The sequence below is a fragment of the Exiguobacterium sp. SH5S4 genome (genome assembly GCF_004337045.1).
GTDB classification, from domain to species: domain Bacteria; phylum Bacillota; class Bacilli; order Exiguobacteriales; family Exiguobacteriaceae; genus Exiguobacterium; species Exiguobacterium aurantiacum_A.
On sequence record NZ_SJUQ01000040.1, the window covers coordinates 1 to 20,719 of the forward strand.

19 protein-coding genes are annotated in these 20,719 nt (G+C 51.6%); 12 read left to right on the forward strand and 7 right to left on the reverse strand.

Annotated features, from left to right (window positions below; genetic code table 11):
* On the forward strand, positions 1–81 hold an 81-nt coding region (locus EVJ32_RS16555; protein WP_131436690.1), incomplete at its 5' end, for an IS3 family transposase.
* A gap of 67 nt (positions 82–148) precedes the next feature.
* Here EVJ32_RS16555 and EVJ32_RS15155 read toward each other — a convergent pair.
* The gene (locus EVJ32_RS15155; RefSeq protein WP_131459018.1) at positions 149–1,102 is read right to left on the reverse strand and encodes a 4-hydroxy-3-methylbut-2-enyl diphosphate reductase; all 954 of its coding nucleotides are present in this window, start codon (positions 1,100–1,102) and stop codon (positions 149–151) included.
* Positions 1,103–1,222: 120 nt separating this feature from the next.
* Here EVJ32_RS15155 and EVJ32_RS15160 point away from each other — a divergent pair, with 120 nt between their 5' ends.
* From EVJ32_RS15160 to EVJ32_RS15180, 5 genes are all read left to right on the forward strand, one after another.
* Positions 1,223–2,986, forward strand: a complete 1,764-nt coding sequence (locus tag EVJ32_RS15160) for a sensor histidine kinase (RefSeq protein WP_131459019.1) — start codon at positions 1,223–1,225, stop codon at positions 2,984–2,986.
* Complete coding sequence (locus tag EVJ32_RS15165; protein ID WP_131459020.1) at positions 2,983–3,918, forward strand: sugar ABC transporter substrate-binding protein; 936 nt, start codon at positions 2,983–2,985, stop codon at positions 3,916–3,918. The genes EVJ32_RS15160 and EVJ32_RS15165 overlap by 4 nt, the downstream gene beginning before the upstream one ends.
* 61 nt (positions 3,919–3,979) lie before the next feature.
* The gene (locus EVJ32_RS15170; RefSeq protein ID WP_070327008.1) at positions 3,980–5,323 is read left to right on the forward strand and encodes a DEAD/DEAH box helicase; all 1,344 of its coding nucleotides are present in this window, start codon (positions 3,980–3,982) and stop codon (positions 5,321–5,323) included.
* An 85-nt stretch (positions 5,324–5,408) separates the two neighbouring features.
* Positions 5,409–6,311, forward strand: a complete 903-nt coding sequence (locus tag EVJ32_RS15175) for a deoxyribonuclease IV (RefSeq protein WP_131442975.1) — start codon at positions 5,409–5,411, stop codon at positions 6,309–6,311.
* A gap of 3 nt (positions 6,312–6,314) precedes the next feature.
* Positions 6,315–6,884: a hypothetical protein gene (locus EVJ32_RS15180; protein WP_131459021.1), complete on the forward strand. Its 570-nt coding sequence runs from the start codon at positions 6,315–6,317 to the stop codon at positions 6,882–6,884.
* A gap of 37 nt (positions 6,885–6,921) precedes the next feature.
* Here the strand turns inward: EVJ32_RS15180 and EVJ32_RS15185 are convergent, their stop codons facing one another.
* From EVJ32_RS15185 to EVJ32_RS15195, 3 genes are all read right to left on the reverse strand, one after another.
* On the reverse strand, positions 6,922–7,092 hold the full coding sequence (locus EVJ32_RS15185; RefSeq protein ID WP_021065708.1) for a DUF1427 family protein: 171 nt from the start codon (positions 7,090–7,092) through the stop codon (positions 6,922–6,924).
* 91 nt (positions 7,093–7,183) lie between these two features.
* The gene (locus tag EVJ32_RS15190) at positions 7,184–9,349 is read right to left on the reverse strand and encodes an RNA degradosome polyphosphate kinase (RefSeq protein WP_131459022.1); all 2,166 of its coding nucleotides are present in this window, start codon (positions 9,347–9,349) and stop codon (positions 7,184–7,186) included.
* Positions 9,346–10,881, reverse strand: coding sequence for a Ppx/GppA family phosphatase (locus tag EVJ32_RS15195; RefSeq protein WP_131459023.1), 1,536 nt, complete (start codon positions 10,879–10,881; stop codon positions 9,346–9,348). The genes EVJ32_RS15190 and EVJ32_RS15195 overlap by 4 nt, the downstream gene beginning before the upstream one ends.
* Positions 10,882–11,071: 190 nt before the next feature.
* On the opposite strand from EVJ32_RS15195, the gene EVJ32_RS15200 reads away from it, so the two are divergent.
* Genes EVJ32_RS15200 through EVJ32_RS15215 form a run of 4 tightly spaced genes read left to right on the forward strand, consistent with a single transcriptional unit; the run spans position 11,072 to position 14,541 of the window.
* Entirely contained in the window at positions 11,072–11,830 is a 759-nt protein-coding gene (locus EVJ32_RS15200) for a metal ABC transporter ATP-binding protein (protein WP_131459024.1), read from the forward strand.
* The gene (locus EVJ32_RS15205) at positions 11,827–12,690 is read left to right on the forward strand and encodes a metal ABC transporter permease (protein ID WP_131459025.1); all 864 of its coding nucleotides are present in this window, start codon (positions 11,827–11,829) and stop codon (positions 12,688–12,690) included. The genes EVJ32_RS15200 and EVJ32_RS15205 overlap by 4 nt, the downstream gene beginning before the upstream one ends.
* Positions 12,677–13,087 carry a Fur family transcriptional regulator gene (locus EVJ32_RS15210; RefSeq protein ID WP_131459026.1) on the forward strand — a complete coding sequence of 137 codons (411 nt, stop codon included), beginning with the start codon at positions 12,677–12,679 and terminating at the stop codon, positions 13,085–13,087. Before EVJ32_RS15205 ends, EVJ32_RS15210 begins: the two co-directional genes overlap by 14 nt.
* 56 nt (positions 13,088–13,143) lie before the next feature.
* On the forward strand, positions 13,144–14,541 hold the full coding sequence (locus EVJ32_RS15215) for an NAD(P)H-hydrate dehydratase (RefSeq protein ID WP_131459027.1): 1,398 nt from the start codon (positions 13,144–13,146) through the stop codon (positions 14,539–14,541).
* A gap of 32 nt (positions 14,542–14,573) precedes the next feature.
* Here EVJ32_RS15215 and EVJ32_RS15220 read toward each other — a convergent pair whose 3' ends face one another.
* Both EVJ32_RS15220 and ispG read right to left on the reverse strand, forming a co-directional pair.
* The gene (locus EVJ32_RS15220) at positions 14,574–15,158 is read right to left on the reverse strand and encodes a hypothetical protein (protein WP_236634044.1); all 585 of its coding nucleotides are present in this window, start codon (positions 15,156–15,158) and stop codon (positions 14,574–14,576) included.
* 70 nt (positions 15,159–15,228) lie between these two features.
* Positions 15,229–16,350: a flavodoxin-dependent (E)-4-hydroxy-3-methylbut-2-enyl-diphosphate synthase gene (gene ispG / locus EVJ32_RS15225; protein ID WP_016508052.1), complete on the reverse strand. Its 1,122-nt coding sequence runs from the start codon at positions 16,348–16,350 to the stop codon at positions 15,229–15,231.
* Positions 16,351–16,568: 218 nt separating this feature from the next.
* On the opposite strand from ispG, the gene EVJ32_RS15230 reads away from it, so the two are divergent.
* Positions 16,569–18,254: a methyl-accepting chemotaxis protein gene (locus EVJ32_RS15230; RefSeq protein WP_131459028.1), complete on the forward strand. Its 1,686-nt coding sequence runs from the start codon at positions 16,569–16,571 to the stop codon at positions 18,252–18,254.
* 21 nt (positions 18,255–18,275) lie between these two features.
* Here EVJ32_RS15230 and EVJ32_RS15235 read toward each other — a convergent pair whose 3' ends face one another.
* Positions 18,276–18,734 (reverse strand): hypothetical protein, encoded by a 459-nt coding sequence (locus EVJ32_RS15235; RefSeq protein WP_236639530.1) that lies wholly within the window; start codon positions 18,732–18,734, stop codon positions 18,276–18,278.
* A 182-nt stretch (positions 18,735–18,916) separates the two neighbouring features.
* On the opposite strand from EVJ32_RS15235, the gene EVJ32_RS15240 reads away from it, so the two are divergent.
* Positions 18,917–20,563 (forward strand): Na/Pi cotransporter family protein, encoded by a 1,647-nt coding sequence (locus EVJ32_RS15240; protein ID WP_131459029.1) that lies wholly within the window; start codon positions 18,917–18,919, stop codon positions 20,561–20,563.
* Positions 20,564–20,719 lie beyond the last annotated feature (156 nt).

Below are 20,719 nucleotides of genomic sequence, written 5' to 3' on the forward strand. Positions count from 1 at the left end.
ATATCGTTCTACAACCACGATCGTTTCCAGAAACGACTAAACGGCTTGAGCCCTGTCGAATACAGGTCTCAAGCCGCCTAGGCTGGTTTTCATTATTTGCCCTGTCTACTTGACGGGGAGCAGTTCACATGAGGACGGGGGTTGCTTGTCATTTGCGAAGCGCCTTCACTCTCGGCAGGATGTTTCGTAGTTCGAGATAAGGTGTCTTGTCGTGTGTGCTCAAGTCATCACGGTCGTACTGCGTCAAAAAGTCGATGACTTTTTTCGTGATCGGTGTCGGTGTCGACGCGCCCGATGTGACCGCGACCGTTTCGACGTCTTGAAGCCAATTGAGATCGAGCTCACTCAAATCACCGATGCGATAGGCATTCGTCCCGGCAATCTCTTTAGAGACTTGGGCGAGACGGTTCGAGTTGTTCGATTTCGGATCACCGACGACGATGAGCAAGTCGCAGTCGCCGGCCTGTTCGGCCACGGCTTCCTGACGAACTTGTGTCGCGTTACAAATCTCGTTATGCACCTCGACGTGAGGATAGCGTTCTTGAATGAGGTCGATCAATGCCGAAACGTCCCATTGGCTCATTGTCGTCTGGTTCGTGACGAGAATGTTTGCGTCTAACAAACGATCTGGCAACGCCTCAAAATCGCTCTCGTACTGGACGAGATGGACTTTTCCAGGGGCGACACCCATCGCGCCTTCAGGTTCGGGGTGACCGTGCTTGCCGATATAGATGACTTCGTAGCCGGCCGCTGTCTTCTCACGAATTAAATCGTGCGTGACGAGAACGTCAGGACAAGACGCATCGACAATCGTCAGTCCTTTTTCGATGGCACGCTTCCGAACGAGCGGGGAGATACCGTGGGCCGTAAACACGACGGTCCCTTTGTCGATTGTTTCAACTGCTTGCATCCGATCCTCGCCGTCTACGGTCTTGACGCCTAAGTCTTCAAACGCTTGGGTGACGTGACGGTTATGGACGATCATACCGAGTATATGGATAGGCCGTGGTAAATCTGGGTTGGCCACGGCTTCATTCGCTAATTTCATGGCATCGACGACGCCATAGCAGTATCCGCGTGGGCTAATTTTTTTAACTTTCATTTCGTGATGAACGCTCCTTTCGCGATGCTTTCCTACGTATTAGTCTAACATTGTTTCGAAAATACGAAAAGAATTGCGTGTATTCATGCTATAATCTTAAGGTTAGAAAGGAGGGACACCGTGGAACGCTTGAGAACATTGCTTGAAGTTCGAAAATCGTACTTCTTTCAAATCACATTTATTATCTTTATCATTCTTGGACTCGTCATCTCATCACTAGCTTTCTCTGCCGATCGCGTGACGGTGTCCCGCGCGGAAGAATTGGCGAAAGAACAATTTGACTATGCGATTGATGGGAGTATCGAGAACCTCGAGACAAGGCTTGGGAAATTGTATGAAGACCTCGTCTACCTTGGTGCTTACGTTGGAAACGAACCTTGGATTGAAGAGCGGATTCGGACGGGTTACTTGAACCAACGAACGAGTTTCACTTCGATCTTTTACTATGATTTACGAGAAGATGAATTCACTTGGTATTCGCAACGGCAAGTCCCCGCGATGACGTTAAAGGCTGATCCGAAATTTAAAGAAGTCATCACCTCGAACGGCGACGATTTATTCATGAGTGACCCGATATCGATTTCTGGTGATGCCGGCACGTATCTTTACGTACCAGTCATCGAGGACAACCGACCGATTGGCATGTTTGGTGGCAGCATCAGTGTGCTTAACTCGGACCTTTATCGGCGCATGCTTGAATCCACGAATGATGACATGATTCTCTACCTCTTAAATGAGCGGGGAGAAGTGTTATCGACATCGTTTAATCTCGTCACGGATGCGGAGCGAAGGTTATCACGCTCAATCGTCGAAACGACGGATGAGTATGACGTTCGGACGATTTTAAGTACCGAAGACGACGTCATCATGTTCGAACCGGACGCACGAGTGAACGGATGGAGCGTATTGGCCAAGCATAGCATGGATTCGGTGTATGAGGCGGTCTACGATACACGCTGGCAATATTTGATGATTACGCTCGTCACTTTCTTCTTAAGTATTTTAGTCGGTCTCCTTCTCTCGAAGACATTGACGAGCCCGCTGCTCGAACTCGTTCAAAACATCAAGAAACAACAGTCACTCGAACCGATTTTACTCGAACGCACCGGTTCAAAGGAAGTCCAGACGCTCCTCGATACGTATAACGACTACTCGAATCGGATGGAGACGGCTCGACGTGAGCAGTTGAGCCAACAACAGCTCTTGCTCCAACAAGAGAAGCTCGCCTCGCTCGGTCAACTCGCGGCCGGGATCGCTCACGAGATCCGTAACCCGCTCACACCTGTCCAAATCACCTTGCAGATGGCGAAAGAAGGTCATGGTAGTGAAGAAATGCTCGACCTTGCACTGTCCGAGCTCAATCGGGCTAACCATTTGATTACGACGATGCTCACGCTCGCCAAACCAGATCAATCCAAGCTTCAAGAAGAGTGGCTCGACATGACCGAATTTGCGAGTCGGCTCGAGTTCTTACTCGACGCCGAATGTTATAAACGGGTGACGAAGTGGGAACTGATTGTTCCGAACGAGATGCCGCCGTTCTACTGTTCGAGCGACATGCTCGTCCAAACCATCTACAACTTGTTTAAAAACGCCGTCGAAGCCGTCGATTCAAAAGGGGCGGACGGTAGCGTCACGGTCACGGTCCTCTTCACGGAGCGGGATTATCGGTTCTTGATTGAGGATAACGGGATCGGGATGACGAAAGATCAAGTGAACACGGTCGGGTCGGCGTTCTATACGACGAAAGAGAACGGCAACGGGCTAGGGCTGTATATGATTCGAGAATCATTAAAAGCCGTAAACGGTCAAATGGAGATCGAGAGCGTTGAAGGAGAAGGTACGGCGATGATGATTAAAATCCCAAGGCGGACAGACGTATGAAAGGCTTCCGCTATTACTGGCTTTGGATTCCCGTCGTCTGGGCCATGACGATTTTATTGATCACGTCGATCCAGTTGCCGGAACGCGTGACGACGAACAATGAGGTCGGCTTCGTGTTCGTCAGTGAAAAACACGAACACGCCAATAAGTTGTTAGCCGCCTTTGTACGAACGGCCAATCAAAAAGGGTTCATTCCGATTCCGACGACAAGTGAAGATTCACGTGTCTTAGAAAAAGAGAAATTGGATTCTTTGATCGAGCGCGGTGTCAAAGCCATCTTCGTGACGACGCTTGACGAGACGTTCATACAGTCATCGCTCCAAAAGGCGAGAGAGAAGGGCATCCCGATTATCGCGATCGACCGGATGATCGACCACGATAGCGTGCTCACGTCCGTCGTGTCCGATAACGTTGAAATCGGGCGGATGGCCGCCAACCATATTGCCGCCCAACATACCGCACTCGGTCGGCCGATCCGTGTCGTCGAAGTGCGGGGAACGGCAAAAGTCCGCTCGACCATCGACCGTAGCCTTGGGTTGACCGAGTACGATAAAGCCCATGACGACCTCGAGGTCGTGGCCTCGCTCACGGGTAACTACGATACGTTCCAAGCCGAGATCGAGATGTCGCGTTGGCTCGAGGAAGACATCCCGTTCGACGCCGTGTTTTCCCATAACGACGACAACACGTTCGGGGTCGTAAGGGCGCTCGAGAGCAAGAGACTAAATGACAAGACAATCGTGTCGGTAGACGGTGTGACAGAGATTTACCCGTTGATTCATAGCGGGAAAGTCGATGCGACGGTCGTGCAATCCCCGAACGAAATGATTGAAGTCGGGTTCAAAGCGCTCGAACAGCATTTGAGCGGTAAAAAAATCTCGGCGCACTACTATTCATCGAGTTACTTGTATGAAGGACTCGGTAAAGATTAATTGACAAATAACTAGATTCCGCTATGCTAGGAAAAGTGGAAAGAAACAGGAGGTGTATCGATTGAACAGCTTCCAACAGTTCAAATTGTTACCGTTTATCGTCGATGCCTTGACAGAAAAGCGCATCACTAACCCAACGGACATTCAGGCACGGATTATTCCAGCCGCGATGAATGGCCGTGACATTATTGGAAAATCACAAACCGGGACCGGGAAGACACTCGCGTTCCTCTTACCTATTTTAGAATCGATCGACCCGAGCGAACACGAAGTCCAGGCGATCGTTGTCGCACCGACACGCGAACTCGCCTGGCAGATCCACGAAGAGTTGAAAACACTCCTCGTGAAGCAGCCTGACTATATTAAGACGAGTTTGATCGTCGGTGGAACTGACCGCGAACGTCAAATCGACAAGATGAAAAACCCACCACAGTTGATCATCGGGACGCCAGGCCGTCTACTCGACTTGATGAAAGTTCAGGCGTTGTTCCCGCATAAAGTCAAACATTTCGTCGTCGATGAAGCCGATCAAATGCTTGATATGGGCTTCTTGCCAGAAGTGGACCGCATCGCGCAGTCGCTTCCGGAAAGACTGCAAACGATGGTCTTCTCAGCAACAATCCCAGAGAAGCTCGAGCCGTTCTTGAAGAAATATCTTCATGACCCGCGCTACGCGGAAGCGAGTGCCGAGCACCGCGTCGCACCGAAGATCAAGCATCACGTCATCCCGGTCCGTCACCGCGATCGCAAAGAATTGACGGTCGAAGTGGCCAAAGCGATCAATCCGTTCGTCTGCCTCGTGTTCACGAACACGAAACAAGACGCGGATGAGCTCGAGAAGTCGTTCCAGGAGGCAGGCCTCAACGTCGGGACGCTTCATGGCGACATGCAAGCCCGTCGACGCAAGCAAGCAATCAAAGACATCAACGATGCAAAATATCAATACGTGATCGCAACCGACTTGGCTGCCCGCGGGATTGATATTAAAGGTGTGTCGCACATCATCAACTTCGGTATCCCGAAAGATCTCGACTTCTACACACACCGTGTCGGCCGGACCGGTCGTGCCGGTGCTACCGGAGAAGCGTATACGCTGTATGAAGATCACGAGAACGGCCCGATCAATCGACTTGAAGAGCGTGGTTTCGCGTTCACACATGTCGATGTCAAAGGCGGGACGCTCCAAGAGATCAAGACTCGTAAACGCCGCGTGACCGACCGTAAGATGAAAGTATCGCACACGGCGCACAGCCGTATGGCCGGTGAGATCAAGAAGGCGAAGAAGAAAGTCAAACCAGGCTACAAGAAGAAGTTCAAGTATAAATTGAAAGAGACGGCTTCGCGTGAGCATATGCAACAACAGCGCACGGAACGTCGTGAGACCCGTAAGAAGAACAGACGGTAATCACTAAAAAGAAGAATCGACTTCATGGAGTCGGTTCTTCTTTTTGTGTACACTAAAGGCAGAAGATTGCGAAGGAGAGTTGACTATGTTAAAAATTGGTTCACACGTTTCGGTTTCAGGTAAGAAGATGCTGCTCGCTGGCAGTGAGGAAGCCGTCTCGTACGGTGCGACGACGATGATGGTCTATACGGGCGCGCCTCAAAACACGCGCCGTAAACCGATCGAGGAGTTAAATATCGAAGCGGCGCTCGTCCACATGGCGGCGCATGACATCGAGGAGATCGTCGTCCACGCCCCATACATCATCAACCTGGGCAATACGACGAAACCCGAGACGTTCGAACTCGCGGTCTCGTTTTTGGCGGCTGAAATCAAGCGGGCCGAGGCGCTACAAGTCGCCCGTCACGTCGTCCTTCACCCAGGTGCCCATGTCGGTGCCGGCGAAGACGTCGGTCTCGCTCGCATCATCGAAGGCTTGAATGAAGTGCTGACCGGAGACGAGACGGTGAAGATCGCCCTCGAGACGATGGCAGGAAAAGGAAGCGAACTCGGGAAGACGTTTGAAGAACTCGCGACGATCATCGACGGAGTGACGCATAACGACCGGCTGTCGGTCTGTTTCGACACGTGCCACGTCCATGACGCCGGGTATGATCTCGTGGGGGATTTAGACGGCGTGATTGCCGAGTTTGACCGCATCGTCGGAATCGACCGACTCGGCGTCATCCACGTCAACGATTCGAAAAACGTGCGCGGGGCGAGAAAAGACCGCCACGAAAATATCGGCTACGGGGAGATCGGTTTTGACGCGTTGAACCGAATCATCCATCATGAGGCGTTCGCGCATTTGCCAAAAATTCTTGAAACACCTTACATTCCAATCAGCGAGAAGACGAAAGTCGCGCCGTATAAGCAAGAGATTGACATGTTCCGGTTAGGCGCGTTCGACGCCGAATGGCGCGAACGATTCGCGCTCGCGCATCAATAAGCGATGAGCGTGCTAAAGATCGATCCAGAGACGTATGACGTATGGGCGGCGCTCCCGACATACTTTCGCGAGCAGAGCCCGTTTTACATTGAAGGAAGCGTTGAGGGACCAGCCTTGATCGAAGTCGTTGGATATGGGATCGTCGCGGAAGTCGAGATCATGCTCGTCGAGACGATGACGCGCCCCGACGACCGGTATTGGCGAACGCGTCCCGACGATGAAGTTCGAGACTATTGTCTCGTCGATTTAGTCGGCCTTGATTTTCATCATCCGCTGCTCAAGAGTGGTATGTACGACGTGTCGACGTCATATGCGACGTTAAAAGATATGTGGGACCGCGGTTATCAAGTCCCATCCCAACGCTGGACACGGCAAACGTACGAGACGCATCTAGCCCGGGAACGAATGATGATGCACCGTATCGCTTCCGTCACGGCTTGTACGAGCTGTGGAGTCGACTTGACAGACAGGTATGGGGCGATGGCCCATCGTCTGCTAGAGTACCATCTTGAAGGGGACAGCGGGATGTGGGTCTGTCCGACTTGTCATAAGGCGATCCATCATGCAGAGTAACAAAAAGAACGATGCCCGCGGGCATCGTTCTTTTTGTTTAAAATGGCCAGTTCGCGAGCGCGAATTGGTAAACTTTCATCCCGAGAAAGACGCCAAAGATTCCGATGACGCCAGGCAAGACCGGGGGGGCAGGCAACGGCAACTTCAAGGCAGTGAAAATCATGCCACAGATGAGGCCGGCGAGCAACGAGAGTAAGATTTCTTGCATGAATGATTCCTCCATATTCGAAAATGAAAGCGTTTCAACTGACTAATCGAACTAATTATACAATGTTCTTTCTCGTTTGAGAAGTCTAACATCAGTCATCAGTCATTTTCTCATTTTCGGCCCGAAGGCGAAGCACTTCACGTTCGGCCCAGTTCGACGGCTCCCGTTCGAAGACGCTCGGGATGTTGTTCCAACGGCCGCCTGTATATTGATGGATAATGATCTGCGATTGAATTTTCTCTTGGCCGGGCTCTTGTTTGATGTAGACGTAACTGCCATCGGCGCGTTGGATCCGCGCTTTGACGTTGTCGACGAGCTGTAGCGCGAGCATGTCTTTAATGTATGACTTATGACCCGCATCTAGGATCGGGAACAAGATCTCGATGCGCTTTTTCATGTTTCGGGTCATCCAGTCCGCAGACGAGCAATACAAGTCTTCTTTCCCGTTTTGATAGAAATAGAAGATGCGAGAATGTTCTAGATAGCGGTCGATGATCGAGACGACACGAATATTGTCCGAGACACCTTTAATGCCGGGCCGCAGGCAACAGATGCCGCGAATGATCAAATCGATCTTGACCCCGGCCTGAGACGCGTCATACAGCTTCGTGATGATCGACTTGTCGGTGAGCGAGTTCATCTTGGCGACGATGCGACCGTTCCCATACTTCTCATGCAGTTTGATTTCGTCTTCAATCTTATGAAGGAAGAAGTCGAGCATGTCGTCAGGCGACGTCTCGAACTCATGCCAAGACGGTCGTTCACCGTAACCGGAGAGCCAGTTGAAGAAGTTGGTCGCATCTTCGGCCAAGTCCTCATTTGTTGTCAACAAGCCGATGTCCGTATAAAGCTTCGCCGTCGAGTCGTTGTAGTTACCGGTACCGAGGTGGACGAAGCGTTGGAGGACACCTCCTTCTAAAATCCGCACGACAAGCGTGATCTTCGAGTGCGTTTTTAACTCTTTATAGCCGTAGATGACGTGGGCCCCGGCTTTCTCGAGCTGTTTCGCCCATTGAATGTTCTTCTCTTCATCGAACCGGGCCTTCAGTTCGACGAGGACGGTGACTTGTTTGCCGCTCTCGGCAGCGTCAGTGAGCGCTTTAATGATCGGTGAATCGCCAGACACACGGTAAAGCGTCTGCTTGATGGCCAAGACGTTCGGGTCTTTCGCGGCCTGAGCGATAAAGCGGACGACCGGGTCGAACGAATGGTATGGGTGATGGAGCAAGTAATCCTTTTTCAAGACGGCCTTGAACAAGTCCTTGCCGGGCTCGAGTCCTTCCGGGACGAACGGGATGAGCGTCTCATTGATCATCTCGTCATATTCGATCCCGATCTTGTTGTAGATGCCAAACAAGAACGTCAAATCGATTGGTCCGTCGACGACGAAAATATCGCGCTCGTGCAGATCGAGGACGTCTTGTAGCATAAACAACAGTTCTTTACTGAGTGAACGTTGTTGGACCTCGAGGCGGATGCCGACGCCGTAACGGCGTTTCTTCAATTCTTTCTCGATCTGTTTCAACACATCGTGACTGCCTTCTTCATGGAACGGCATGTCAGCGTTGCGGGTGATCCGGAACGGCATCGTCGACTCGACTTCAAAGCCTTTGAAGAGCGAATCGATGAATTGGATGATGACGTCTTCGAGCAACATCAAATCGGCATGTTCTTCGTCTTCTGTCGGCAGTTCGAGAAAACGCGGTAGGACGGCCGGTACTTGAACGAGGGCGAGTCGCTTTTTGCCTTCGGCGGTCGAAGAGATTTCGACGGCAATATTGAGCGATTTTGACAACAGCATCGGGAACGGGCGATACGCATCGACCGCGATCGGTGTCAAGACCGGGAAGACGTGGGTCCGGAAATACAGTTTGACGAAATTAAGCTGCTCTTTGTTCAAGTTCTTCGGACGTAAAAAGCGGACGTTTTCGTTTCCGAGCTGTTTGACGATTTTTTTATACGTCGCATACTGGACTTCGACGAGTTCTTGAGCCTTGATCGAGATCGCTTTAATTTGCTGCTTCGGTGTCAGCCCGGCCTTGTCCTCCGGTTGGTTGAATCCGGCGAGCACCTCGTCTTTCAGTCCTCCGAAACGGACCATGTAGAACTCATCGAGGTTTGCACTGAAGATGCCGAGGAATTTGAGACGTTCCATGAGCGGATTGCGGTCATCGATCGCTTCTTGGAGCACGCGCTCGTTAAAGCTGAGCCAGCTCAATTCGCGGTTGTTAAAATGTTCGGGTAAGTAAGTTGTCATAAAGTAATCCTCTCCTCTACGCGTAGCTCGATCGTCGTTTCGATCGCGCGTTCTAAATGCTTTTTGTGACGGATGCCACGCTGCAGTTCAAAGCGCGGGGACGTCGTTGTTTGAAGGGTGAAGGCAAGCCCGTCGTCTGTTGTCTCGACGTCGATGTCCTCGACGACTTGACGCTCGGTCAAATCGAGCGCGTCGACAAGTTTGACGATTGACCCGATCAGCTCTAGACTTTTTAACATTTTCGAGTCGAACCATTCAGGAAAGCCCTCGATATGCTGTTCGAGCAGGCGCCGGGACTTGTAAGACGTGACGAGTGCCAGGGCGAGCCGGTCTTCGTTGTTCATGCCTTTAAAGTCATTTGTCGTGATCAAATGGAACGTATGGTCGCTCTTGTTGTTATGGTCGATGTATTCACCGACGTAAGCGAGACGGCAAGCTGCTTCTAACAGTCCCGGTTCGAACGGTTTTGGTTTGATCGTCTTCGCCTCGATCAAGCCCATATAAATTTGACGGGCCAGATGGACGAGATGACGATGCCGGACCGGGTCGACGTCGTATTGTTTCTCGAAGTGGCGGAAACTTTCTTCTTTGACATCAGCGAAACGGATCTCGTTGTTCTCTTTTAAATAGTATTCATAAAATAGCCCTTCCCGCAGACCGTTATTGCTCATCGTAAACTCAGGCACTTTTAAATAGCGGGCCAGTTCATCGATTGCGGTCACGGCCGGAGCGATGATGTCCATCCGGTCTTTTGACAGGCCATCGAGTCGTCCGAGTTGTTTCGTCGACATGTCGATCAGTTCATCGACGACTTCGTGAAGCCGGTCGGCACCGAGCGTATATTGATGGATGCCTTCAAGCGGGAAGTGGGACAACGACTGTTCGACGCGGACGAGGTTACGGGCGGTCCCGCCGACGCCGACAAGCGGAACACCGTGAGGGACGAGCCAATCGATGTCTTTGAACGCCTTCTTCAAGAAAGAAGTCAGTTGTTTCCGCTCATCTTTCGAGAGCGTGTCGCCTGACATAAAATCGTTCGTCAACGTGACGGCACCGAACGGGAAACTATGATAAAAGACGAGCTCGCGGTCTTTGAAGTAAGTCACTTCCATTGAGCCGCCGCCGATGTCGACCGAATAGCCGTCTTCGATATAAGTCGAGTTGACGATGGCCGAGTATCCGTAATACGCCTCTTCATAGTCACTCAACAAGCGGATCTCCATCCCGGTCGCGTCAAGGACCTCGTTTAAAATCGCTTCAGAATTGCTGGCGTTGCGGATGGCTGCGGTCGCGACCGGCAACATCTCTTTGACGCCATGATGCTTGTTCAGACTGATGAAATGGTCGAGTGTCTCGATTAACGATTGGATGCCCATTTCGGATAGTTCGTTCGCATCGGTGATGTGACTCGAGAGCCGAGCGACTTCTTTCACGTTCAACCGTTCGAAATATTGGCCGTGTCGATTCACTTCAAAAATGACGTTGCGAATCGAGTTTGACCCGATATCAATGACTGCTAATTTTTTTTCCACGGTAAATCCCCCTCTGCGATACCTCTAGTGTACAACGAACACTAGACAAACTCATCTTGATTTTGTGTGAAGGCGTGACGACGAGCGCCGCGATCTTCTCAAACTTGAAGCATTTAATAATATTCTGTATAATACAGACGCCAAGCAAGTAGAAATGATTACGATTTATCAAACGAGAGAAGGGTAGCTCATGACGACATCTGTCGTAAAATTAGATCATGTTTCGTATTATTACGATGGCACGGCCGCACTTCAGGACGTGTCCATCGACATCAAGCAAGGTGATTTCGTCGCCATCGTCGGCGAGAACGGGTCAGGCAAGTCGACGTTGATTCGGACGATCCTTGGTCTATTGAGCCCGCAGGCGGGAACGGTCGAACTGTTCGGTCACCCGCAAGGCCAATTCAAGGACAAGTCCCGTATCAGTTACGTTTCCCAAAAAGCGGCGTCATTTAACTCTGGGTTTCCGGTGACGGTCGAAGAAGTCGTCGCCATGGGCCGGTACGGACGGCTAGGCCTGTTCAAGCGATTGAACATGGAAGATAGGGCCGCGATTCAAAATGCGCTCGAGACGGTCAACATGTGGCAGCATCGGAACCGCAAAATCGGAAGCCTGTCCGGTGGGCAACAGCAGCGTGTGTTCATCGCCCGGGCCATCGTCAACCAACCCGATTTGCTCATCTTGGATGAGCCGACGGTCGGGGTCGACCAAAAGCATCTGCGGGACTTTTATGAAGTGCTCCACTTGTTGCGCGAGCAGACGTCATGCACGTTCATCCTCGTCACGCACGATTTAAACGTCGTCACCGACCTCGTCACGAAAGTCGTCCATCTTGACCGAGGACGTATGGCCTGTAACTGTGGGTTGAAAGAGTATAGCGAACTAGGAGAACTTGCCGCCATCAAGCCGTATCCCGTCAAAGTCCTCGTTCATGAAGGTATGTCATGATTGCCGACTTGTTAACCTATAGTTTTTTACGTTATGCGTTCATAGCGGCCGTCGTCATCGGGTTTACGGCCCCGTTGATCGGTTCCTTCGTCGTCGTCAGACGGATGAGTCTGATTGCTGACGCTTTGTCACACGTGACGCTCGCCGGCATCTCCTTTAGTTTATTTCTCGGACAGTATGTCTTGTTCTTCTCTGACTTGAATCCGCTCTACCTCGGGACGCTCGTCTCGGTGCTCGCGGCGCTCGGTCTCGATTGGCTCCGCAATAAGTACGTCCATTTCCAAGAGCTGTCGATCCCGATCATGATGTCGGCGGGGATGGGACTGAGCGCGATCTTCATTTCGTTGTCGCGCGGCTTCTCGGTCGATTTGTCGACGCTGTTGTTCGGTTCGATTTCAGCGGTCAGTCCGTCTGATATCGGTTTGATTCTAGCTGTCGCGCTCATCACGGTCATCGTCATCGTCGTGTTTTATAAACAGCTCTTGTTCTTGTCGTTCGATGAAGAACAAGCAAAAGTGTCCGGATTGCCGAGCACGCTGTTACACTTGTTGTTCATGCTCGTCGTCGCGCTCGTCATCGCCGTCAGTATGCGGATCGTCGGCACGTTGCTCGTCTCAAGCTTGATCACGTTACCGGTCGCGGCCGCACTCCGGTTCACGAACAGTTTCAAACAGACGATTGTTTGGGCAATCGTGTTCGGTGAGCTTGCGACGATTGGGGGACTTGTACTCGCCTACGAACTAGACGTCGCCCCGGGCGGTGTCATCGTCTTGCTCGCCGTCTTGATTTTGGCTGCCGTCATGTTGTTTGAGAAGATCGGCTCGTTACGGAAGAAGGGAGTACTCCATGAAACAGACTGAACAAATCGAACGGTTGCAGTCGTCGTCATTGAAAGTGACGCCGAAACGGATTGAGATGTACGCTTATTTGGCGGCCGAAGAGCGCTATATCAGTGCGAAAGACGTCCTCGACTATATGCGTTCGAAACATCCGACGATGAGCTTTGATACGGTCTACCGGAACTTGAAGTCGTTTGCGGAGGAAGGGTTGCTCGAAGCGACCGAGTTGAACGGTGAGAAAGCGTTCCGGGTCACGTGTGGCTCATCGCACCACCACCATCATTTGATCTGCCGCGGGTGCGGCAAGACGAAACTGCTCGAACTTTGCCCGATGCGTTATGTAGGGACGCTTGACCCCGATTTTGAGGTCATCGATCATAAATTTGAGATTTACGGGTATTGTAAACAATGTAAGTAAGGAAGTTGATTACTTCAACTTCCTTTTTTGTGTACATATGGGGAGGGAGTGAGTCGATGATTTATACGGCAAGTGATATCAAGCGAGCGGATGAACAGGCTTTTGCGCACGGGACGACGCCTGAAGTTTTGATGGAGCGGGCGGCGCTGGCCTTGACGAATCGTTTGGCGATTCGAGCAGAGGCGTCCGTCCTCGTCGTCTGTGGACGAGGGAATAACGGGGGCGACGGCTGGGTCATCGCCCGTGAACTGCACCGGCGTGGGTATGACGTCAGCGTCTGGGCACCACTCGGTGAGCCGAGATCGCCAGAAGCCTTGACGCACGCAGCGTTAGCGAAGCAAGTGGTCCCGGTCGTAGATAATCCGAGACAGGCGGACTATATCATCGATGCCTTGTTCGGAGTCGGCCTTGACGGACCGGTCACCGGGAAAGCGAGAGACGTGATCACCTGGATGTGCGACCAAGCGGCGACGGTGATCGCGGTCGATGTCCCGTCCGGTGTGCCGAGCGACGAGACGAGCCGGTTCGACGGTCACGCGATCGAAGCCGATCAGACGTTGACGTTACATGGTTATAAGCGTAGTGCGTTCTTGAATCAAACCGCACCGTTTTACGGGAAAGTCGAACGAATCGACATCGGATTGCCTGAGACGTCGAACTGGCGCGTATTGACGGAGGCCGATTTTGACCGCGGTCTGCTATCCCGTGATCCATATGGCCATAAATCGACTTACGGTCACGGCCAGCTCGTCGGCGGGAGCCGCCACTTGATCGGGGCACCGTTTTTAGCGGCTCAGGCTGCCCTTCGGAGCGGACTCGGGCTGCTCGACTTGGCGGTGCCGGCTGAGGCGATGGCACTGGCCGCAACGTTACCGGAGGCGATGTTTTACGAGATTGACGCCATACCGGACGCGCGGTATGCGGCGACGGCGATCGGTCCGGGCATGGTCGAGGATGAACGGTTGACGAACGCTTGGCAAGCGGTCAAGAAACGGACGACGCCGATCATCGTCGATGCCGGTGCGCTGACGAAGGAACACTTACAGGCGTCGGGCCCATTGACGCTCACCCCGCATCCCGGTGAACTTGCCCGGTTGACGGGACAGACGGTCGAGATGATCGAGGCAGACCGGTTTAAGGCCGCATCAGACTTTGCGAGGCAACATGGGGTTCATCTCATTCTAAAAGGGACGTACACGTTGATCGTTTCGCCAGACGGGACTGGTGCCGTCAACACGGTCGCAGCACCGGCACTCTCGAAAGGCGGGAGTGGTGACGTCCTGACCGGCATGCTGCTCGCGCTCTGGGCCCGGAGTGCGCGGATCGAGCCGGAGCAGCCCCCGAACGAACAAGCCGTCCTATGGCACGCGTTAGCCGCTAGGTCGGCGAGTGAACGGATTCATCCGGCAAGCGTTCTCGCGAGCGATGTCATCGAGGCGATCGGACGGGTATAGAAAAGAGGAATCCAGCGGCGGATTCCTCTTTTTTATAGGGTAATGATGGATTTTGTAGTCTCGAAGCGGTCGACGAGATGGAGTGCCTCGTTCCAAGACGTGATGCGTTTCACCCCGTCCGGTAACGGTCGACGATTATACGGGGCATCGAACAAGAGCACTGGAATCAATGTCTGTTCATGGATCGAGATGGCATTCTCATAGCGGTCCTCCATGAACAAGTCGAGCGCGAGATCTTTGACGACGCCGACTTTGTCGTGACTGCCTGTCATAATCAATGAGTCGAGCGGCAGTTCGTACTGTTTGATCCAGTCCTCGGTGACAGAGCGAACGGCCTCGCTGCGCGCCGTCACGTAGTGAAGTTGGTGCGTTTTCCGAATGTGCCAGAGCACTTCGTTCACTTCAGAGTGAGGTAGTGAACGCCGATAGATGGCTTCTTCATGACCGTGTTCGATCATGAACGTCCAAAAATCATGTTGCGTCATATTCGTGTACGTATGGAGCTCGTATTCGGTCGCCTGATGATAATCGATGGCGTAACCGAGCATGTCGTTCATATAGTGAAAGCAACTTTGCGGATCCGTGACGGTTCCGTCTAAATCTATCCCAATGTGCATCTTGATTCCTCCTTGCCATAACACTCATTGTATCAAAAGCCCGCTCGGTTGCAACCGAGCGGGCGAGAGATTAGTTAGATTGGTTGGCAAGTTGTTGTTCTTCAAGCTCACGCGCGGCAAGTTTCTCGGCGACGATGGCGTCGATTTCTTTCTTCAACTCTTCGACCATCGTTGCTTCCGGTACTTTACGGATGATTTTCCCGTGACGGAAGAGCAGGCCTTCGTTACGGGCACCGGCGATGCCGATGTCCGCCTCACGTGCTTCACCTGGTCCGTTGACCGCGCAGCCGAGGACGGCGACTTTGATGTTGACGTTAATGTTTTGGATGTACTCTTCAACTTCTTTCGCAATCGAGATCAAATCGATTTCGATGCGGCCGCATGTCGGGCAAGAGATGAGCGTCGCGGCGTTAGCGGCTAGGCCAAACGACTTGAGCACTTCTTTGGCGACTTTGATCTCTTCGACAGGGTCGTCAGACAGCGACACACGTACCGTCGAGCCGATCCCGAGTGAGAGGATCGCACCGAGTCCGGCCGCTGATTTGAGTGATCCTGAGAACAGTGGTCCTGATTCAGTGATCCCGACGTGGAGCGGGTAGTCGAACGTCTTCGCGGCGAGCGTGTACGCCTCGAGGGCAAGGTTCACGTCAGACGCTTTGAGCGAAATGATCGTGTTGTAAAAACCGAGGTCCTCTAAAATCTTGACGTGATGCATCGCACTTTCGACCATGCCTTGGGCTGTCGGATATCCGTATTTTTCGAGGAATTGCTTCTCGAGCGATCCGGCGTTGACACCGATGCGGATCGGGATGCCTTTCGCTTTAGCGGCGTTAACAACCGCTTCGACTTTCTCACGGCGACCGATGTTACCAGGGTTGATCCGAATCTTGTCGACACCGCTTTCGATGGCTTTCAACGCCAATTTGTAGTCGAAGTGAATATCGACAACGAGCGGGATGTTGATGCGACTCTTGATTTCAGCGAGCGCGTCGGCCGCTCGCTCATCTGGACAAGCGACGCGGACGATTTGGCAGCCCGCTTCTTCAAGACGTAAAATTTCGGCGACAGTCGCTTCGACGTCGTGCGTTTTCGTCGTCGTCATCGACTGAATGACGACTTCATCAGATCCTCCGATGATGACGTTGCCGACACGAATCGGACGAGTTAATGAACGGTGTAAAATTTCTGACATATACGTAATCTCCTTCTTTTGGAAAGGTTCCAATCGATTTAGATGGTTGGTTTCTTTCTTATCATAACGAAATGTTTGTGAAAAAGCACCCGGCAAGCGCTCCTGAGATGTGCTCTTTACAAAGCCTAACGTTATCTTAACAGAGGCTTCATAATTTTCCACCGTCTCAAGACCGATATATCGGACGAATAGTAACTTGAGAAAGGTGAGGATTAGATGTGTTAACGCGATTGCAACAGCTGTGGAAGCAGCGACGTCCCGACGGCGTCAAAATTGAGCGACGTCTCCAATGGACGCTGATGCCGCTTGTCGTCATCCTGTTTTTGACGACGTTCGGTTGGTTCGCCCTGAAAGCGGAACACCTGTTGACAGCTGAAGTCGAGAAGCGCTTACTCCGAGAAGCGACAGTCATGCGCGAGACGGTCAAAACGACGTACGGGGCATACCTATCAAATGAAAAAGGGTTGGTACGCTCATTGAAGTCGACGTACATGCAACAGGCGTCAATTTTATCAGCGGACGGACTCGAGGCCGGTCAGTACTTGATTCGAGACGAGCAAGTCGAGCAATTGACAGGAAAAAAAGCGAGCAAGCAGCTTGAAGACAAATTTAATGAAGTGACAGTGAACGAACTCGCAGTCATTGAACGAGACGATTTCTTTTTAGCAGCGGTTCCGATCCCAGAACTACAAGCTCATTACGTATTGGCTGTCACGAGACAATCGGTACTTGGCTCGATGTGGGAACTTCGACAGGCGCTTTTCGCTGTGATCATCATAGCGATGGGAATCATTATCTATTTATTTTCTCGGATGATTCGTCGCGAAGTCAGACCGTTATCGCAGTTTGCGACGCGACTGCGTGAGGCGGTAGAGACGCGTGCTTTTAAAGAAGTAGACTTAGGAGCCAAGTCGTTCGAGATCCGTAGTTTAGAGCGTGAGTACAATACGTTCATCGGTCTGTGGAAAAAGTCGTTGCTGACGATGGACGAGACGTCTTTGGCGTTTGAGACGAGCTTGCCGACGTTCATGCGGCAACTTGCATCAAATGAACAACAAGTTGTCGCTTTTAAAGAAGTCGCAAGTACGGTCGAACAGACGAGTCGATCGTATCAGGCGTTTACGAGTGAATCGACGCATCGCTTCACGGACATTGCGGCCCATGTCGCGGCACTCAAACAAGATATTTCGGCTGTCGACTTGAGAGCGGTAGCGCTGCAACAAACGATTTCGAGCGAAATCGCCTCGTTTGCTTCGGTCAGAGGCGTGAGCGAGCAGTTCAAAGAGAAGGCGGGCGGTATCCAAGAGCGTTTACGCGACAGCGCGGAAACGTCAGAACGAGCCGACGAAGCGCTACAGACGATTTTATCGGTCGCGGCAGCCACGAAGATGTTGGCATTGAACGCCTCAATCGAAGCGGCTCGCGCCGGGGAACACGGAAAAGGGTTTGCTGTCGTCGCTCATGAAGTCGGTCAGCTAGCGAAAGTGACGAATGAATCTTCGATACTTGCCGTTGCGGCAATCGGACAAATTAAATCCGAACGGGAAGAGATTTTTAGCGATATGATTCGCTTCGGCGACGATATCCTTCATCTAGGTGAGACGTTGGACCGAGTTGAGGCAGGGATTGCGAGAATCAATCACGAAGTGCGCGACCAGATGGCTGAGTTCCAATCGATCACGGATCAGACGGCCGCGACGGGAAGTCAGTTGCTCCACATGGCGGAAGCGAACGAACAACTGAAAGAAATCGGCTTGACGCTCGAGCGGAAGTTGAACGAATTGTACGAAGGGGTCGAAGTATGGACGGACGTTCAAGCAACGTTACAAGCAGCCGGGACAGACCTCGGTCATCAAAGTCGACGGCTGCAGGAAGTACTTACTGAACTTGCACCGAAGACGTGATAAAAATCGGGACAGCGCGTATTAGCGCCGTCCCGAGTTTTTTTGTTTAAGCGGAATTTGGAATAGCGGGACGGTCAAGAAGACGATCGTGACGACAAAGCCGAGCCAAAGAAATGCGGGCATAAAGTGATACAAGGCGACGAGCACGAGCGTCGGCACGAGTGTCATCGCGACCGCGTAAGGCCAAGCTTGCCGATACGGCCACGGTTTCTTCATTCGAAGTCTCGTCACGAGTTGAACGAACAAGGCGGCGACGGCGACCCAAGTCATATAGAAGAAGAAGATGGCGAACCCGTGTAAAAACAACCACATCGGTGCGAAAAAATCGGGTCGCAAGACGAGGTAATCTAAAACAGTCGCGACGATTGTAAAGACGAGGCTCGCCAACATATAAGTGTGCAGCGGAGCCAGACGAAGCCGTAGCGTTTGCTTCGTAGGTAGCAGGCTATGGCGGATAAACATTGATGTCGTTTTAAGCATACAGACAAAACCCCATTCTGTTATAGTACAAATCATCTAAAATACATAAAAATAAGACAACTATTTAATAAAACCTTAACATTAAACGTGTTTACATCAACTCAGGGAAGAAGGCATAATGAGTAAGGCAATAAGAACCAATTAAACACAACCAATTCACAATCAAAAAGGGTACAAAAATCGTGGAATACAATTTGCAAGAAATGTTATTCATGTTTTTTGGAGGATTAGGGATCTTCCTATTCGGTATCAAATCGATGGGAGACGGCCTTCAAAAGTCTGCAGGAGATCGACTCCGCGACATCCTTGATAAGTATACAACGAATCCATTCCTCGGAGTACTAGCCGGGATCATCGTTACGATTCTTCTTCAGACGTCTACAGGTACGACAGTTATCACGGTCGGTCTTGTCAGTGCCGGTTTCATGACGCTCCGTCAAGCGATCGGGGTCATCATGGGTGCGAACATCGGGACAACGGTGACAGCGTTCATCATCGGAATTGATATCGGTGAGTATGCGCTCCCGATGATTGCCGTCGGTTCTGCACTGTTGTTCTTCTTTAAAAAAGAGAAGTTTCAACATATGGGTCAAATCATCTTTGGCGCCGGAGCTCTCTTCTACGGTCTTGAACTTATGGGAGACGGCATGCGTCCGCTCCGTACGAGCGAGTACTTCTTCGAACTCACACAATCGATGAGTCAAAACCCGATCCTCGGAGTTGTCGTCGGTACGGTGTTCACGTTGATCGTTCAATCGTCATCAGCGACGATCGGTGTCCTCCAGGAACTATACGCTGGTGGTTCGATCGACTTGAAGGCCGCTCTACCGGTCTTGTTCGGTGATAACATTGGGACGACAATCACAGCGGTTCTCGCTGCACTCGGTGCGTCAGTCGCGGCTCGTCGCGCAGCTGCGGCCCACGTCATCTTTAACTTGGTCGGGACGGCCATGTTCTTGATTATCTTACCGCTCTTTACGCAATACATTTTCTGGATTACAAATTTCCTTAACATTGAGGCGAAGATGCAAATCGCCTTCGCCCACGGTACGTTCAACGTCGCCAACACATTGATCCAGTTCTGGTTCATCGGGACAATTGCCTGGGTCGTGACGAAACTTGTACCAGGCGAAGATTCAATCGTTGATACGAAAGCGCAACACTTGGACCCAATCTTCATTCAACAGTCGCCTTCAATCGCGGTCGAACAAGCTAAATATGAAGTCATCCGCATGGGTGATTTCGCGAAGCTTGGTCTTGATGAGGCACGTTCTTATATGGAGACTGGTGACAAGAAGCACGCGGAAAAATCAGCGCACATTGAAGATGCGTTAAACTCGCTGAACTCTAAAATTACGGATTATCTTGTTCAACTCGCGGCCGTCGATTTGACGGAGCACGAATCACAACAACATAAGACACTCATGCATGCCATCAACGATATCGAGCGAATCGGTGACCACGTTGAGAACATCATCGAGTTGATCGACTATAAGACGGCGACACGCATCACGCTCTCGCCGGGAGCTCAAAAAGAATTGACGGAAATGTATGATCTGACACGGGCCACACTCGAGAAGTCACTCCAAACGCTCGCGAGCGGTGACATGGTCGAGGCGCGTCAAGTCATCGAGATGGAAGCGAAACTCGACATGCTCGAGCGCCAGTTCCGCAAAAATCATGTCGTTCGTTTGAACACAGGTGAATGTGACGGCCAAGCTGGTATGTTCTTCGTCGATATGCTCTCGAACCTTGAGCGGATCGGTGACCATGCGATGAACATAACGGAAATCACACTCGAAGACGCAACGAACGAAGTATCGGTCTAACGTTTCGAAAAAGTTCTGCTACTTAAGTTTGAACTGAACCCTGAATGATAGACACTTGATAAAAAGTGCTCATTCAGGGTTTTTTGTGTGCGGTCGAATCGATATAATGAACCTATTCATTCAGACGGGGGAACGCATCCATGAGTAAAATCATCT